General features: G+C 62.2%; 16 protein-coding genes and 1 pseudogene. 8 read left to right on the top strand and 9 right to left on the bottom strand.

The features are described 5' to 3' along the window. Positions 1 to 3 precede the first annotated feature (3 nt). The 4 genes from IHQ72_RS31745 to IHQ72_RS31730 all read right to left on the bottom strand — a co-directional run bounded on the left by IHQ72_RS31745 (position 4) and on the right by IHQ72_RS31730 (position 3,560). Positions 4 to 885 (bottom strand): branched-chain amino acid ABC transporter permease, encoded by an 882-nt coding sequence (locus IHQ72_RS31745; RefSeq protein WP_258119628.1) that lies wholly within the window; start codon positions 883 to 885, stop codon positions 4 to 6. Position 886: 1 nt separating this feature from the next. Continuing rightward, positions 887 to 1,591 (bottom strand): ABC transporter ATP-binding protein, encoded by a 705-nt coding sequence (locus IHQ72_RS31740; protein ID WP_258119627.1) that lies wholly within the window; start codon positions 1,589 to 1,591, stop codon positions 887 to 889. 2 nt (positions 1,592 to 1,593) lie between these two features. Then, entirely contained in the window at positions 1,594 to 2,382 is a 789-nt protein-coding gene (locus tag IHQ72_RS31735; protein ID WP_258119625.1) for an ABC transporter ATP-binding protein, read from the bottom strand. A 68-nt stretch (positions 2,383 to 2,450) separates the two neighbouring features. Continuing rightward, positions 2,451 to 3,560 (bottom strand): alcohol dehydrogenase catalytic domain-containing protein, encoded by a 1,110-nt coding sequence (locus tag IHQ72_RS31730; RefSeq protein ID WP_258119624.1) that lies wholly within the window; start codon positions 3,558 to 3,560, stop codon positions 2,451 to 2,453. Positions 3,561 to 3,739: 179 nt separating this feature from the next. Here IHQ72_RS31730 and IHQ72_RS31725 point away from each other — a divergent pair, with 179 nt between their 5' ends. The 3 genes from IHQ72_RS31725 (at position 3,740) to IHQ72_RS31715 (ending at position 5,794) form a co-directional block, all read left to right on the top strand. Then, the gene (locus IHQ72_RS31725) at positions 3,740 to 4,684 is read left to right on the top strand and encodes an ABC transporter substrate-binding protein (RefSeq protein WP_258119623.1); all 945 of its coding nucleotides are present in this window, start codon (positions 3,740 to 3,742) and stop codon (positions 4,682 to 4,684) included. 13 nt (positions 4,685 to 4,697) lie between these two features. Continuing rightward, entirely contained in the window at positions 4,698 to 5,057 is a 360-nt protein-coding gene (locus IHQ72_RS31720; RefSeq protein WP_258119622.1) for a DoxX family protein, read from the top strand. Positions 5,058 to 5,155: 98 nt separating this feature from the next. Continuing rightward, positions 5,156 to 5,794, top strand: coding sequence for a TetR/AcrR family transcriptional regulator (locus IHQ72_RS31715; protein WP_258119620.1), 639 nt, complete (start codon positions 5,156 to 5,158; stop codon positions 5,792 to 5,794). A gap of 89 nt (positions 5,795 to 5,883) precedes the next feature. On the opposite strand, the gene IHQ72_RS31710 is transcribed toward IHQ72_RS31715, so the two are convergent. From IHQ72_RS31710 to IHQ72_RS31695, 4 genes are all read right to left on the bottom strand, one after another. Next, entirely contained in the window at positions 5,884 to 6,426 is a 543-nt protein-coding gene (locus IHQ72_RS31710; RefSeq protein ID WP_258119618.1) for a YceI family protein, read from the bottom strand. A 57-nt stretch (positions 6,427 to 6,483) separates the two neighbouring features. Further along, positions 6,484 to 7,338, bottom strand: a complete 855-nt coding sequence (locus IHQ72_RS31705; RefSeq protein ID WP_258119617.1) for a hypothetical protein — start codon at positions 7,336 to 7,338, stop codon at positions 6,484 to 6,486. Positions 7,339 to 7,343: 5 nt separating this feature from the next. Then, positions 7,344 to 8,405, bottom strand: a complete 1,062-nt coding sequence (locus tag IHQ72_RS31700) for an amidohydrolase family protein (protein ID WP_258119615.1) — start codon at positions 8,403 to 8,405, stop codon at positions 7,344 to 7,346. Positions 8,406 to 8,478: 73 nt separating this feature from the next. Next, positions 8,479 to 9,666 carry a cytochrome P450 gene (locus IHQ72_RS31695; RefSeq protein WP_258119614.1) on the bottom strand — a complete coding sequence of 396 codons (1,188 nt, stop codon included), beginning with the start codon at positions 9,664 to 9,666 and terminating at the stop codon, positions 8,479 to 8,481. 256 nt (positions 9,667 to 9,922) lie between these two features. On the opposite strand from IHQ72_RS31695, the gene IHQ72_RS31690 reads away from it, so the two are divergent. The 5 genes and pseudogenes from IHQ72_RS31690 to IHQ72_RS31670 form a co-directional block, all read left to right on the top strand. Next, positions 9,923 to 10,612 (top strand): 4-carboxy-4-hydroxy-2-oxoadipate aldolase/oxaloacetate decarboxylase, encoded by a 690-nt coding sequence (locus IHQ72_RS31690; RefSeq protein WP_258119610.1) that lies wholly within the window; start codon positions 9,923 to 9,925, stop codon positions 10,610 to 10,612. Further along, complete coding sequence (locus IHQ72_RS31685) at positions 10,587 to 11,159, top strand: cupin domain-containing protein (RefSeq protein ID WP_258119608.1); 573 nt, start codon at positions 10,587 to 10,589, stop codon at positions 11,157 to 11,159. The genes IHQ72_RS31690 and IHQ72_RS31685 overlap by 26 nt, the downstream gene beginning before the upstream one ends. 77 nt (positions 11,160 to 11,236) lie before the next feature. Beyond that, positions 11,237 to 12,523 (top strand): NAD(P)/FAD-dependent oxidoreductase, encoded by a 1,287-nt coding sequence (locus IHQ72_RS31680; protein WP_258119607.1) that lies wholly within the window; start codon positions 11,237 to 11,239, stop codon positions 12,521 to 12,523. Next, on the top strand, positions 12,511 to 12,828 hold the full coding sequence (locus IHQ72_RS31675) for a 2Fe-2S iron-sulfur cluster-binding protein (RefSeq protein WP_258119606.1): 318 nt from the start codon (positions 12,511 to 12,513) through the stop codon (positions 12,826 to 12,828). Before IHQ72_RS31680 ends, IHQ72_RS31675 begins: the two co-directional genes overlap by 13 nt. A 75-nt stretch (positions 12,829 to 12,903) precedes the next feature. Beyond that, a pseudogene (locus IHQ72_RS31670) lies at positions 12,904 to 13,101 on the top strand (alcohol dehydrogenase catalytic domain-containing protein); the annotation flags it as partial. Between the two features lie 188 nt (positions 13,102 to 13,289). Here the strand turns inward: IHQ72_RS31670 and IHQ72_RS31665 are convergent. Next, a complete protein-coding gene (locus IHQ72_RS31665) occupies positions 13,290 to 14,486 on the bottom strand; it encodes an ROK family transcriptional regulator (protein ID WP_258119605.1) in 1,197 nt (398 codons plus the stop codon). Between the last annotated feature and the right edge of the window lie 110 nt (positions 14,487 to 14,596).

The raw sequence follows: 14,596 nt of genomic DNA, 5'->3' as shown, positions 1-14,596 counted from the left end.
TCCTCATACCCGCACCGCCGCTACTGTGCCGAACAAGCCTGTCGGGCGAACCAGCAGCACCACGAGCGTCACCACGATCGGGACCGCCAGCCGCAGATCCGCGCCAATGAAGGAGATAAAGGTCGCGCCGACGCTTTCGACGACGCCAATCAGCAGGCCGCCGACAATCGCGCCCATCGGGCTGTCCCAGCCGCCGAGGGTGGCGGCCGCCAGCGCGTAGATGAGAACCGGCGCCATCATGCCCGGGCTGAGAAACAGGCGTGGCGCGACCAGCGCTGCCGCCAGGAAGCCGACGACGGCGGCAAGCCCCCAGCCGAGGGTCAGCATGGTCTCGACGCGTATTCCGACCAGCAGGCTGTTCTCGCTGTCGGAAGCCGCCGCCCGCATTTGCAGTCCCAGCCGCGTGACGCGAAACAGCGTGGCGAAAGCCACCGCGAGGCCGCCTAGGACGGCAACCAGGCCAAGTGCTGCTGCGGTGATCCTGACGCCGCCGATCGTCCAGCCGCCTTGCGGAAAGACGTCGCCAAACGCCCGCGGATCGGCTCCCCATATCCACAGGCAGCCAGCGCCGAAGACAACAAAGAGGCCAAGCGTGAGCACCGCGATGCTTTCTGGCCGCGCGCGGTAGACCGGCTTGACGACTGCCCAGAACACCGCGGCGCCGAGGAGAAATGAGAAGATCGCCGCTGTCGTGAAGGCCAGGGCGGTCGGCAAGCCCCATTGTTCGAGCTGCCATGCGACATAGGCGGAAAACGTCGCCATCTCGCCCTGGCCAAAGTTGACGATATGCGTGGCCCGGTAGATGAGCACCAGCGCCAGCGCCAGGGCACCATAGATTGCCCCCGCGGCGAGGCCGTCCCATACCAGCTGGAAGAGCAGGGTCATGTCAGACTCCGAGATAGGAACGTTGGACCGAGGCATCGGCCAACAGGTCGGCGGCCTTGCCCCGCAGCGTGATCTCGCCGGCCTCCATCACATACGCGGTGTGGGCGATGCGCAGCGTCCGGTCGGCGTTCTGCTCGACAATCAGCACCGTGGTGCCGTGTTCGGCGTTGAGCCGCACGATGATGGAGAACAGCTCGTCGACGATTGCCGGCGCCAACCCCAGCGAGGGTTCGTCGCACATCAGGATGCGAGGGCGCGACATCAATGCCCGCGCGATCGCCAGCATCTGCTGTTCGCCGCCGCTGAGGGTGCCGGCCTGCTGGCGCCGTCTCTCGCGCAGACGCGGAAAGACCGCGTACCAGCGCTCCAGATCGTCCGCGATCTGCTTGCGCGAGCTTACAATTGTGGCACCGAGAGCAAGGTTTTCCTCGACGCTGAAGCTGGCGAATGTGCCGCGACCTTGCGGGATATGGGCGAGGCCAAGCTCAACTCGCCGCGCCGGGTTCAGACCGATCAGCGACTTCCCGGCGAACTCGATGCGGCCGCGGGCCGGAATGAGGCCGGAGACGGCGCGAAGCGTGGTTGTCTTGCCGGCGCCATTCGAGCCGAGCAAGGCGACGATGGTGCCTTCCTCGATGGCGAAGTCTATGCCGCGCAACACCTGCAGCGATCCGTAGCCGGCCTCGAGATGTTCCACCGACAGCATGGTCAGGCCCGCCCCAGATAGGCGCTGACAACTTCAGGGTTGGCCCTGATGTCCGCGGGCGTGCCTTCGGCGAGGTTCCTGCCGAGATGCAGCACCACCAGGCGGCTGCACAGCGACATCACCAGACCCATATGGTGTTCGACCAAGAGGACCGTGACCCCATACTGGTCGCGCACGCGCCTGACGAGGTCGCCAAACTCGGAAACCTCGCCATGCGTCAGCCCGCCCGCCGGCTCATCGAGCAGCAGCAGGCTGGGCCTTGCCGCAATCGCGCGGGCGATCTCGACGCGCTTCAAGGTTCCATAGGGCAAGGCGTCGGCTTGATGGTCGGCAACGGACTCAAGCTGAAGGTCGCGCAGGATCGAGCCACACCACTGCCGGGCCTCGCGTTCCCTTGTCGATGTGAGGCGTGGCCGGAACAATGAGCCCAGCATGGAGCCGCCGTGGAGATGGCGGGCGCCGAGCAGGACGTTCTCCAGAACGGTCAGCCGCGGATAGATGCCGAGGTTCTGGAACGTGCGCGCAATTCCGCTGGAAATCACCCGCTGCACAGGCAGCGCGTCAATCCGCTCTCCAGACAGCCGTATCGAGCCGCTCTCGATCGCGTAGAAGCGCGTGATGCAGTTGAAGAGCGTGGTCTTGCCGGCGCCGTTCGGGCCGATCAGACCGCAGATCTCGCCGGCGCTTACGCCCAGGCTGACGCTATCGAGCGCTTTCACACCGCCAAAGCGTACGGAAACGCCCTGCACGTCCAACAATGGCTTTCGCCCGGCATCGACAGACTGATGCATGAAACTCCCGCCTCCCACGGGCTGTGTCACCGACTGCTGGAGCTCCCCCGTCCAGCAGCCTGCTCGGCTTACGGCGCGATCAGGTAGTTGCTGAACCCGCCATGTCGGCTCCCGATTCCCGAGATCGCCTTGTTGATGTCGTCGAGTGACGCGATCTCGTGTTCCAGAATGGAGAGGTCGATGGCTCCGGCCCGGATCATGTCGACCATTTCGTAGCCTTCGGCCGTGGTGAACCAGACGGACCCGATCAAGCTCATCTGCTCGTCCATCAGCCATTTGAGGTCGATCGGAATAGTGCCCGTTGTACCGCCGATGTTGACGATCGTGCCGCCGCGACGGATGGCGTGCATGGCGTCATCGAAGATGGCCAGCGAGGCCACGGCCCCCAGCGTGTCGAGCATGATGTCGGCGCCCTGGCCATCGGTGCGCGATTTGACCCAGTCGGTGATCGCGCCGTCATCGGTCGAGAAGACTTCGATGCGCCCGGGCGCCAGGGCCTTGACGCGGTTCAGGAGTTCCTTGTTCCGTCCGGTGCCGAAGATGCGCGACACACCCATGGCCAGCGCGATCAAGGTAGCGCCGAGGCCGAGGGTTCCCGACACCCCGTTGATGACCATGCTCTTTCCGACCAGCGGGCCCGCCTTCTTGATCGCCGAAAAAGCGGTGCCCAGATATCCGAGCCTTGCTGCCTCGGGGAAGGTGATGTTGTCCGGCAGCTTGACGATGGCGTATTGGGGCGCGGCCATATATTCGCAGAAGCCGCCATTAGGATACATGTCGAAAAGCTTCTGCGACTGCGGCTGAAATCCGAAATAGCCGTTGAAGGTGAAGTGGTTGCACTGCGTCCGCTTGCCGGACAGGCAGGCGGGGCAGGCGCCGCACGAGCGGACCGGGCTGACATAGACGCGATCGCCGGGCTTGATGCCGATGACCTGTTCGCCGACCTCGGACACGATGCCGGCAGGATCCAGTCCGAACGTGGCCGGGAGTTTTGGCAGCGGCAGATGCGGGCACCATTTCGGCCAGTTGGCCAGGACGTTGCCGAGATTTGGAACCATCCCGCAGGACTTGACCTGAACGACGACGTCAGTCGCCTTGGCCACTGGACGCTCGACCGTATCGATCCGCATCGGCTGACCGACTTCGTGCATGCGAGCGGCACGCATAAACAACGTCATATTCTTCTCCTCCCGGTGGCGCTTGGTCCTCGATACACGCCTTGACATACGATATGGTTTTCAAATACCAACAAGTATCTAAAAACGCAATAGGCCATTCGGTCATTTCAGAAAAATGAACCAGGCACTGCCGCAGGTCGTCCCTCGAGCAGATCGGCTGAGTCACGGAGGAGGAAATCATGACATCGCAATCAGGACATGCGGCCGTCGAGAGTTCGACGGCGCCGGTGACGCTGGCCGGCGGGGCATTGGGGTTCAACTGGCTGCCGGTCTTCGTCGCCCAGCATCAGGGCATCTTCGCCCGGCATGGGCTCGACCTCGTGCTCAAGCGGATGGGCAGTGTCGACAAGGCCACCGCGGCCGTGCGTGCGGGTGAAGCAAACCTGGCGATCACCCCGCCGGAAGGTGCGATCGCCGACAAGATTGCGGGCGGGCGGCTGCGTATCATCGCCGGCAATGCCAACCGGTTGCCGATGTCGCTGGTCGCCAGACCTGACATCAAACGCATCGAAGACCTGAATGGCTGCGTGCTGGGAACGTCTTCCCTGACTGAAGGCACGTCCATCTATACGCGCGAGATGCTCGCGATGCATGGCCTGATATATCCCGGAGACTATGAGTTCGCGGTCGTCGGGGTGCATCCAGAGCGCTGGCAGGCGTTGCAGGAAGGCCGGATCGACGCCGCCGTTCAACCGGTGCCGTTGAATTTCGTCGCCATCGACGCCGGCTATTCAAACCTTGGCGAGGTCACCGACGCCATTCCCGAGATCGTCTTCACCGCGGTGATTGGCGACGCCGATTGGCTCGGGCAGAACGACGGTGCGATCAGGGCGCTGTTCAAGGGGCTGATCGAGGCGACTGCAATCATCTACGACCAGTCGAAGGATGCGGTGCTCGTGCCGATCCTGATGGAGATCACCCGCTCCGACGCCTCCTATTCGCTGAGGGCGCTCAACTACATGCGCCGGCAGCAGATGTTTCCGCCGGCTCTGGAAATTCCTGACGCCGCCTTCAGCAAGACGATTGAACTGATGGTCAAGGCCGATCTCCTCGACGCCACCGCCGAAGACGATGCGCGCTCGACCCTCGACATGAGCTTTCTCCAGAACACTGGCCGGCTGTGAGGATCATGCTGCGATGGATCTGACCTCATTCGAGCCCTTGGTGGCATTGCGAATCCTCTGCGGCGTGTGGTTCCTGCCGCACTGCATCGGCAAGATACGAAACGTCGGTCCGGCATCGGGGACATTCGCAAAGGCCGGACTTTACCCGCCGCGCGCCTTGGTCGTTGCGACCATTCTGACGGAGATTGTCGCGGGCGCCGGTCTGGTAACGGGCATCTGGCAAGAGGCAGCGGCGGCTCTAGCCGTTCTGGTGCTTGCCGGCGCGAGTTACGCTGTCGTCAAGATCAACGGTTTCAACTGGCGCTGGCAGAAGCAAGGACCGGAATTCATGGTGTTCTGGGCCTGTGCATGCGCGCTGTCTGTGGCTGGATAGCGAAAGCGGAAAGTCGTAGCTACTTTGATGCGGACTTCTTTATGACGACACTTTGCTAACCTTCAAACCATACTGACAGTGTGGAGCAGGAGCTTGGAATGGCGGTTGCGGCGAAAACCAAGATTGTGCGGAAGCGATTGACCCGCGAAGAGAGTCGGGCGCTGACGCGCGAGAAGATACTGGCGTCAGCCTACGACGTCATGGCGCGAGAGGGCTATGAGGGCGCCTCGATCGATCGGATCGCGGAAGAGGCCGGCTTCAGCAAGGGTGCGTTCTATTCAAACTTCAGCAGCAAGGAGGAGGTCTTCCTGGAACTGCTGGAAACGCACTCGGTTCAGGACGTCGATGAAATCGCCAAAATCCTTGAAAAGCTCGAAGATCCGCGCGAGATGATCGATGCGATCAGCAAGTGGTCGGTCATGCGCGCCTCGGATTCCAGCTGGGGCATGCTGGCGCTGGACCTTTTCCGGCGCGCAAAGCACGACGCCACATTTGGTGATCGCCACGCTCATCTGTTCCGCAAGCAGTGGACCGGCCTTGGAGAAATCCTGTTGAAGCTGTTTCCGAAGGGCGCTGCGCCAGCCGATCCTGAGACGCTCGGTGGAATTGTCTTCGAGCTTACTTATGGAGCGGCGTCGAGCTTTACCGATGGGCCATCCGTCGGCGACCTCGTCAGGCTTGCTCTCATGTCCATGTATGACGCCTACGGAAAGGCCGCCGACGGCAAACGGGCCTGAGCCCGAATCTGTTGCAGGGCTCACCCGCCGAGCAGGCCGCCGGTACCCGGCAACACCTCGGTGCTGCCTGGCCCCGGGTTGCAAAGGACCTAGCGGCCCCGGCCTTCCACTTCGATGTAGAGGTCGACGTCATCGCCGATCATGCCCTGTGCGGCTTTCATGCCGAAATCGCTGCGCTTGACAGTGGTGCGTGCGCTGAACCCAACGACATGGCTCTTGTCCCAGGGGTTCTGCCCTTCCTTGTTGAAGGTGACATTCAGTGTCGTGGGTTTGGTGACACCGGCGATTGTCAGGTCGCCAGCGATGGTGCCGGTCTTGTCGTCGACCTTCTTGAAGTCCTTGCCGACGAAGGTGATGTCCGGAAACTCGGTGGCGTTGAACCAGTCCGCGCCCTGGATATCATCGTCGCGCTGCTTGCTGTTCGTCGACAGGCCCGCGACCTTCACGGTCACGTTGAGGGTGCTTGATTCCGGCTTTGCGGCGTCGAACTCGAAGCTGCCGGAAAAGTCGTTGGCGGTGCCAATGACTTTCGAGAAACCGAGATGGTCGATAAAAAAAGCGATATGCGAATGAACGATGTCGACGTCGAATGTGGTGGCTTTTGCCGCGCCCGCGCATAGGGCTACTGACATGACTGTTGATGCTAGTAAGGCATGTATGACTTTAGGCATTGTCCTTCTCCTCCATTGTTAAACCGGAAAACTCGCGCCATAGCGGATGATCGCCACGGCGACCGCGGATGCCGCGGGAACAAGGCAAAGGACCGTGAAGATCGCCAGGCGCGCGGCTTGCCCTTTTGCCGGGAATACGCGCGCAAACCGACTGCTCGCCAGCGGCGCAAGGAAGACGGCGCCAAACAGGCAAAGGATTGCCAGATCGGTCTTGCGCGTGATCAGCGTGACGGCTAGCACCACCGCCAGGATGCTGCCCGCGCCGCCGAGCATTGCCGTCGTGGCGAAGGCATATTGTGCATTGGCAACGTTCCAGACAAGGCTGGCGAATATCGCCACGGCGAAGATGATCAGAAGCTGGAAGCTGGACGATGACGCGCCGAACAGCGCGAGAGGGGCGAATCCCAGGCAGAAGATCCCGAGCACGATGGCCCGCCGGAGATTTGCTTCGCCGGCCTCACCATTCTGGTCACGTGACAGCAAGAGCATGACCAGCAGCCCAGCGGCGGCGGCAACGATCACCTCGATCGGTCCGTCGGTCAGCCGTACCCAGCCGATGTAGAAGGCAGCGGCGACGGGTTGCAGCAACACGATTGCGCGAGACAATTTCGGCAGCTTGAGCAGATCGACAGCGACGCCGACGACCGTTCCCAGCACGGCGACATAGAAAATCTTGTTGACTGCTCCGACGGGCGGGAAGGCCGGTACCTTGTTATAGACGAGGTAGTAGGCCGCAAGGAAAATTGCCGGCAGCAGCAGTTCGCTCCATGGCGAGCCGATGTGGCGCCATTTCAAGATGCCGGCCATCAGGAACGACGCAGCTGCTACCAGCGCGACGCTGATGAGGAGGGCTCCCTGGGGAGACTGGCCCATCGCGATCATTCCGCGAGGGCCGGTCTGTCGGAAGCGGGCTCGGTGCCTGCCTGCCTTTGCTTCAGCCGCAAGTCGAGCCGCGGGTACACACGGCGCGCGTTCAGCTCAAAAACCCTGGCGCGATCGCCCGCCGACAGTCCGAGCGCCTCGATGTAGCGCTTGGTGTCATCGAAAGGACGGCCGGTTTCAGGGTCGATGCCCCTGACGGCGCCGATCATCTCGGACCCGAACAGGATGTTGTCGATCGAAATCACCCGGAACAGGAGATCGATGCCGGCCTGATGGTAGACGCAGGTGTCGAAGAACACGTTCCTCATGACATGTTCGGTGAGGGGTGGCTTCTTCAGCATGTCGGCCAGTCCCCGGTAACGGCCCCAGTGATAAGGGACCGCGCCGCCGCCGTGCGGAATGACGATGCGCAGGTCCGGGAAATCGCGAAACAGGTCGCCCTGCAGAAACTGCATGAAGGCGGTGGTGTCGGCATTGATGTAGTGGGCGCCGGTTGTGTGGAAACAGGCGTTGCACGACCCGGAAACGTGGACCATCGCCGGCACGTCGAGCTCGACCAGCTTTTCAAAGAACGGATACCAGGATCTGTCCGTCAGAGGTGGTGAAGACCAATGGCCGCCGGACGGGTCGGGATTGAGATTGCAGCCGACGAAGCCAAGCTCGGTGACGCAGCGTTCGAGCTCATGAATGGAATTGGCAATCGGAATTCCCGGTGACTGCGGGAGTTGGCACACGCCGACAAAATTGTCGGGAAACATCGATACGATCCGCGCAATCAGGTCGTTCGAATAGCGCGCCCATTCGGCACTGATCGCCTCGTCGCCGATGTGGTGACCCATGCCTGCGGCGCGCGGCGAGAAGATCGTCATGTCGGCGCCGCGCTCGCGCAGCAGACGAAGCTGGTTCGCCTCGATCGAGTCACGGAGTTCGTCATCCGATATGCTGGGATAGAGCGGCCTGGACGCATCCCGACCCTCGGCATAGGCGACCTGGCTCTGCCGGAACTCGTGGTGTCCGGCAGGCTCCGTGGTGAAGTGGCCGTGGCAATCAATGATCATGGCTGTGCACCGGATGAAACGGAAAAGGCAACGTCCGTTGTTGAAATCGAGATGACGATCGACCCGCCTCCGCTCAGGCGTCCCAGACGGCCGGCAAATTCATGACGCCGCGGAAGCGCCACCCCTTGCTGACAACTTCGCGGTCCGGGTCGAGGCGCAGGTTCGGCAACGAGCTAAACGCTTCTTCAAGCGCGATCTTGCCAATCGAGCGGCTCAGATAATGGCCCGAACAAAAATGCGGCCGGTAGCCGAATGAGGCGTGCTGCTTGCGCGGCCGGTCGAGAACGAATCGATCGGCGTCCTCGAAACGGCTCTCGTCGCGGTTAGCCGACGCCAGCACAATCGCCACGGAGGCGCCTTTCGGAATGACTGTGCCGGCTAGTTCGAACTCTTCCCGCGCCAGCCGGGGGGTGACGCCGATGGGAGCGATCCAGCGCAGGCCTTCGTCATAGGCCCGCTGCGCCAGCCCTGCGGGGTCGACAGTCAAGGCGACTGCCTGCGCCGGATCCTGGAGCAGCCCGAAGGTCGCATTGGCAGCGCCATGACCGGGCTCCTGCAGGCCGCCGAGAACAATAACGCGCATCGTCGGCATGATCTCGTCGAAGCCGCGCACCTTCCCCTCCGCCATGCCGCCATGCACGACATGGGAGGTCAGGGAATGGTCGGGTTTTGAAGTCACGCGCTCGACGATCGGGCGCATGACGTCGTCGATTTCGTTGCGTGCGCGCTCGCAGGCCGCCCAGGCATCTGGATCATTGGGCCGCTGCAGGCCGCCATTGAGGGAGTGGAACCAGCGTGTCAGCGTATCGACATCGACCTCGGTGAAGCCGACGAAATCGCCGATGATGCGCACGCTGATCGGCTCGAACAGCTCGGTGGTCAGATCGGCAGCACCCCGTTCTCGGATCGATTTGATGAACCGGTTGACGATCGGCCGGGCGAGACGCTCGATATAGCCATTGACCTTCTCGGCGCTGAGGTTTTCGTCGATGCCTTGGCGCAGGCAGGCGTGTTCGGGTCCGGACATGCTTAGGACATTGGGCATGCCCATGACGCGGGCTTCGGGCCGGCCTGAACTGTCCGACGGTCCGAACAGCGCGTCCTTGACACCGATCGTCTGGCAATCCGACCAGCGCGTGACGAACCACTCGCCGGTTTCCTGAAACAGGCTGACCGGCGCCTCACGGCGTAGCCTTGCGTAGACCGGGTAGGGGTCGCGAAACAGATTTTCGCCGGTGAGGGCGTCGAGGGATCCACTCATAGCGCCCTCCTGCCCATGTCACTGCACACACGTTCGCACTGCTGAAACGCCAGCTGCATTCGAAACATCTCCTCCCGTGGATCCCGGCCACCAACTCAAGAACGCATGATGGTCAGTTGACATACTAAAACGTCTTCAGATACTATCTAGTATCCGAATGCCAATCGGTTGTCAACGACTCGGTCCTGATTTGTCACGGGACTTGGGCCAACCCGGGGGCCGGGAGGTAGCATTCGGACATGGGAGGAAATCAGGCGTGCCAATTGTCGTGCGAAATACTCCTCGGACAGATCTCGACATCATTGCCGGGCTACAGGAGCTTGGTGTCGCCACCATCCACGAAGCCCAGGGACGCATGGGGCTGCTGGCCTCATATGTAAGTCCAATCTACAGGCCGGCGCGGGTCGCTGGAAATGCGCTGACCTGCGAGGTCGCGCCGGGCGACAACTGGATGATCCACGTTGCCGTCGAACAGGCGCGGGCAGGCGACATCCTGGTCGTGGCGCCGACATCTCCGTCGCAGGACGGATATTTCGGCGATCTGCTTGCCACCGCCTTGATGGCGCGCGGTGTGCGCGGCCTGATCATCGATGCAGGCGTTCGCGACATCGCAAGCCTGACCGAAATGCGGTTTCCGGTCTGGTCGAAATCGATATTCGCCCAAGGCACCGTCAAGGAGACGGTCGCCAATGTTCAGGTGCCGATCGTGTGTGCGGGCGCCCTTGTTCATCCTGGCGATGTGATTGTCGCCGACGACGATGGCGTCTGTGTCGTGCGCCGAAACGAGGCGGCAGAAATCCTTGAGAAGGGGCGTGCGCGGGAGGTCCGCGAGGCCGAAACGCGTCGACGCTACGCGGCCGGAGAACTGGGGCTCGACATGAACAATATGCGGCCCCGCCTGGAGGAGAAAGGGCTCAGATATGTCGATGCAACAAGCCAGGACTGATTCGAAAACCGTTCCGCGGCGCGTCGTCACCGGAATTCAAAACGGCAAATCCGTCTTTGTCAGCGATGGGCCAGTCCCCAACGTCCATCACTACGAAGGCATTCCGCAGTTCATGACCTCGGTGTGCTGGACAACCGCAGCCACCCCCGAGTTGCCGGCGCAAGAGGTCGAGGCAGCACCGCCTTTGCTGTTCATTCCACCCGCGCCCGGCGAAACGCGACTGATGATCGTCCGCTTCCCGCCGGACTCGGTCTTTGCCGGCCCAGGCTTCGATCCGGCACTGGCCGACCAGGAACAGGCCACGCACATTCCAGGCCTTGCCGAGCTGTTCGAACAGGACAATCCCGGCATGCACACCACCGATACCGTCGACTACGACATCGTGCTCGATGGTGAGATCTGGCTTGAGCTCGATGATGGAGCGGTGGCGCATCTGCGTCAGGGCGACGTTGCGGTCCAGTGTGGCACCCGCCATGCATGGCGCAACAGGGGCACGAGGGTCGCGACCATGGCCTTCGTGCTGATTGGCGCAGAGCGGCGCGCCTAGCCGCCCATCCAAAAAGAAACACTGCGCGACCCCGGCTTGAGGAACTCGGTGCCGGCACCCGCAAACGGAGGAGGCAAATGAGCCAACATTTCGACTGCTTGATCGTTGGAACCGGCCACGCCGGCGCCCAGACCGCGATTTCGCTGCGACAGCAAAACTTTCAGGGATCGATTGGCCTGCTTGGAGAGGAGTTCGACCCGCCCTACGAACGTCCTTCCCTGTCGAAGGACTATCTGGCGGGCGAAAAACCGTTCGCGCGGATCCTGATCCGGCCGATCGACTTCTGGAAGACGCGCGAGATTTCGCTGTTGCTCGGTCGCCGGGTGACAGAGGTCGATGCCGGAAATCATTCGCTCACATGCGCCGACGGATCAGCCTTCACATATGGCAGCCTTGTCTGGGCAGCGGGTGGCGCCGCCCGCAAACTGGCCTGCCCCGGTGGGCAACTCGATGGCGTTCATCGCGTACGAGCACGCCCCGATGTGGACGCGATGCAGGAAAGGCTGTCCGAGACGGCGAGGATTATCGTGATCGGAGGCGGCTATATCGGACTTGAGGCAGCCGCCGTGCTGAGAAAGCAAGGCCATCAGGTCACCGTGCTCGAAGCGATGGATCGCGTCCTCGCGCGTGTCGCCGGCGAACCGCTCTCAAGGTTCTATGAGGACGAGCATCGGGCGATGGGCGTCGATGTCAGGCTTGGTGTTGCCGTTCGAAGCCTTGAGGGCAGGGACGGGCGGGTAGAGGCTGTTTGCCTGTCCAGCGGGGAGCATGTCGCGGCCGACATGGTGATCGTCGGGATCGGCATCGAACCCTCGGTCGGGCCTCTTCTTGCAGCCGGAGCGAGCGGAGGAAACGGCGTTGATGTCGACGGATTCTGCCGGACTGCCCTGCCGGACGTCTTTGCCATTGGCGACTGTGCAAGACATGCGAATGTGTTCGCAGGCAACGTCCGCATCCGGCTTGAGTCGGTGCAGAACGCGTCTGACCAGGCGGCGACCGTAGCCAAGGTCCTCACCGGTCACCCCGAGCACTACGAGACGGTCCCGTGGTTCTGGTCGAACCAATACGATCTGCGGCTCCAGACGGTAGGGATCTCGTCGGGTCACGATCAGGCGGTCGTTCGCGGCGATCCAAAGACCCGGAAATTCTCGGTCATCTATCTGAAGCAGGGCGTGGTGCAGGCGCTCGATTGCGTCAACGCGGTCAAGGACTACGTCGAGGGCAAGGGGCTCGTTACCGGGCGCGTTTCCGCATCCCCGGAAATGCTGGCCGATACGGCAATCACGTTGAAGTCCCTCCAGCACGCTGCCATCGCAGCGCCGCCCGCACCGTACAACCAGGAGCCTTCCCTATGTCCAAACTGACGGTCATCAAGCGTGACGGCACGCACGTTTCCCTCGATGGCGAAGCCGGTGTTTCCGTCATGGAAAACATCCGTTCGTCCGGGATCGACGAGATCCTCGCTATATGCGGCGGTTGCTGCTCCTGCGCCACCTGCCATGTCTACGTCGATACCGATGCTTCAGGGGCCCTGCCGCCGATGTCCACCGATGAGGACGAACTGCTCGAGGGGTCACCGCACCGTCGTCCCAACTCTCGGCTTTCCTGCCAGGTTCCATTCAGTGCGGGGTTGAATCTCATCAGCGTGGAAATTGCGCCCGAGGATTAGCGGCTTCGCCGGTGGCTGGCCACTGATCGATATTTCCATCTCGCTGAATTGCGCTCAATCCTGGAGAACCGCCCGATGAAAACGTGCGCCGCTGTTGCTGTCGCCGCCGGAAAGCCGCTGGAGATTATGGAGGTCGACCTTGACGGCCCGCGCGACGGCGAGGTGCTGGTCGACATCAAGGCGACCGCCATCTGCCACACCGACGAATTCACTTTGTCGGGCGCTGATCCCGAAGGCCTGTTTCCGGCGATCCTCGGCCATGAGGGTGCGGGTAGATGCGAAAATGGAGGCGTGGACTACATTCGCAACTACGCAGGTGCTGAGGATCTCGGACATCCCCATGTCTCTCCCATGTTCGGAAACTTCGAGCTGGGCTGGCCGCTTCTGGCCTGGCGGCCCAAATCGTGGAGCGCAATTCGATTGCGGTTCATCTCAACCGCGGGGCCCGGCGCAAAGTCAAATCATTGCAGTCGGCTGTTGTGTCGCAGCACCAGGCCGACTGCGCCGAGCAACGCGTCGTTCTCTGTGTGCTTGCCAACGATTATCCGCGTGCGCAGGGCAGGCGCGATGTCGCGGGACTTGATGAGCGTGTGGCGTTCATATGACGCGATCAGCGGTGCCAGGAGAATGTCGCCTGCCAACGCCATGCGGCCACCGATGATGATGAGCGGCGGATTGATCACCGAGCCGATCAAGCCAAGCCCACGGCCGGCGAACTCGGCAGTGTCCTCGATCATCCGCAGCGCCCCGACGTCGCCCTGTTCAGCCATCATGATCACCTCGTCCATCGTGACCGGCCGCCGCACGATGCGCGAAATCTGCTCCAGCGGCCGGGCAAAACTCGCATAGAGCTCCAGGCATCCGCGATTGCCGCACCGGCAAAGATCGCCGCCTGGATCGATGCTGATATGCCCGAATTCGCCGGCGCCGCCGGCGATGCCCGTCACCAGCCTGCCATGCTGGACAATGGCCCCGCCGACGCCGAGATCGATCTTGAACAGCACGAAATCGTCTTGGCCGACGGCCGCGCCCCACATCAGCTCGGCAATGGCGGAGCAGTTGCTCTCGTTATCGGCGAAAATCGGCTGTTCGAGAACCGGCCCGAACACATCGCGGATGTTGACCCCGGCCCAGGTCGGAACAATACTCGCACGCAGCACCACTCCTTCGCGGCTGACAGGGCCCGAGACGGAAACCCCAACCCCCAGGAGCCCCGCCATCGGCAGACCGTTCTCTTCGTAGCATTGGGCAATTGCTGACTTGGCGAGCCGCGCCGCCTGTTGTGGCTGGTAGTCCAGACCCATGGCGATAGTTTGTTCGGCAATGACAGAATGCGAGACGTCGGCGACGAGGCACCGCATCTCATCGAGGCCTAGGTGGATTCCGACACAGGTGCCCGCAGCGGGATTGAGCGTCAAGGTCGCGGCAGGCCTGCCAATGCCCCTGGCCCCGTCATGGTGGGCCGAGGATTCGATCACCATTCCGGACTTTCTCAAGCCATTGAGCGCGGTTGAAACTGTCGACCGCGCCAAACCGGTGACGTGCGCGATTTGCGACGCAGAAAGCACGCCGCGCTCACGCAGGCATCGCACGATCAGGCTCTCCGGTGATGCGGAGGGCTTGTCGATCAGCCAGTTTCTAAGCGAAGGTTTGTTCATGATGAGCACAAAGGACGTTGACTGATAGCTCAAATATGTCATCTTGGAAAGAACGGAGATACTGCATCTCCGTCTGCGACGACCTCAAATTGCGTCCACAAGCGGTCGAT

This window comes from Mesorhizobium onobrychidis (assembly GCF_024707545.1).
In the GTDB taxonomy this organism is placed as follows: Bacteria; Pseudomonadota; Alphaproteobacteria; order Rhizobiales; family Rhizobiaceae; genus Mesorhizobium; species Mesorhizobium onobrychidis.
Note: the sequence above shows the minus strand (reverse complement) of the source record. Positions and strands in the feature narration are given on the sequence as shown.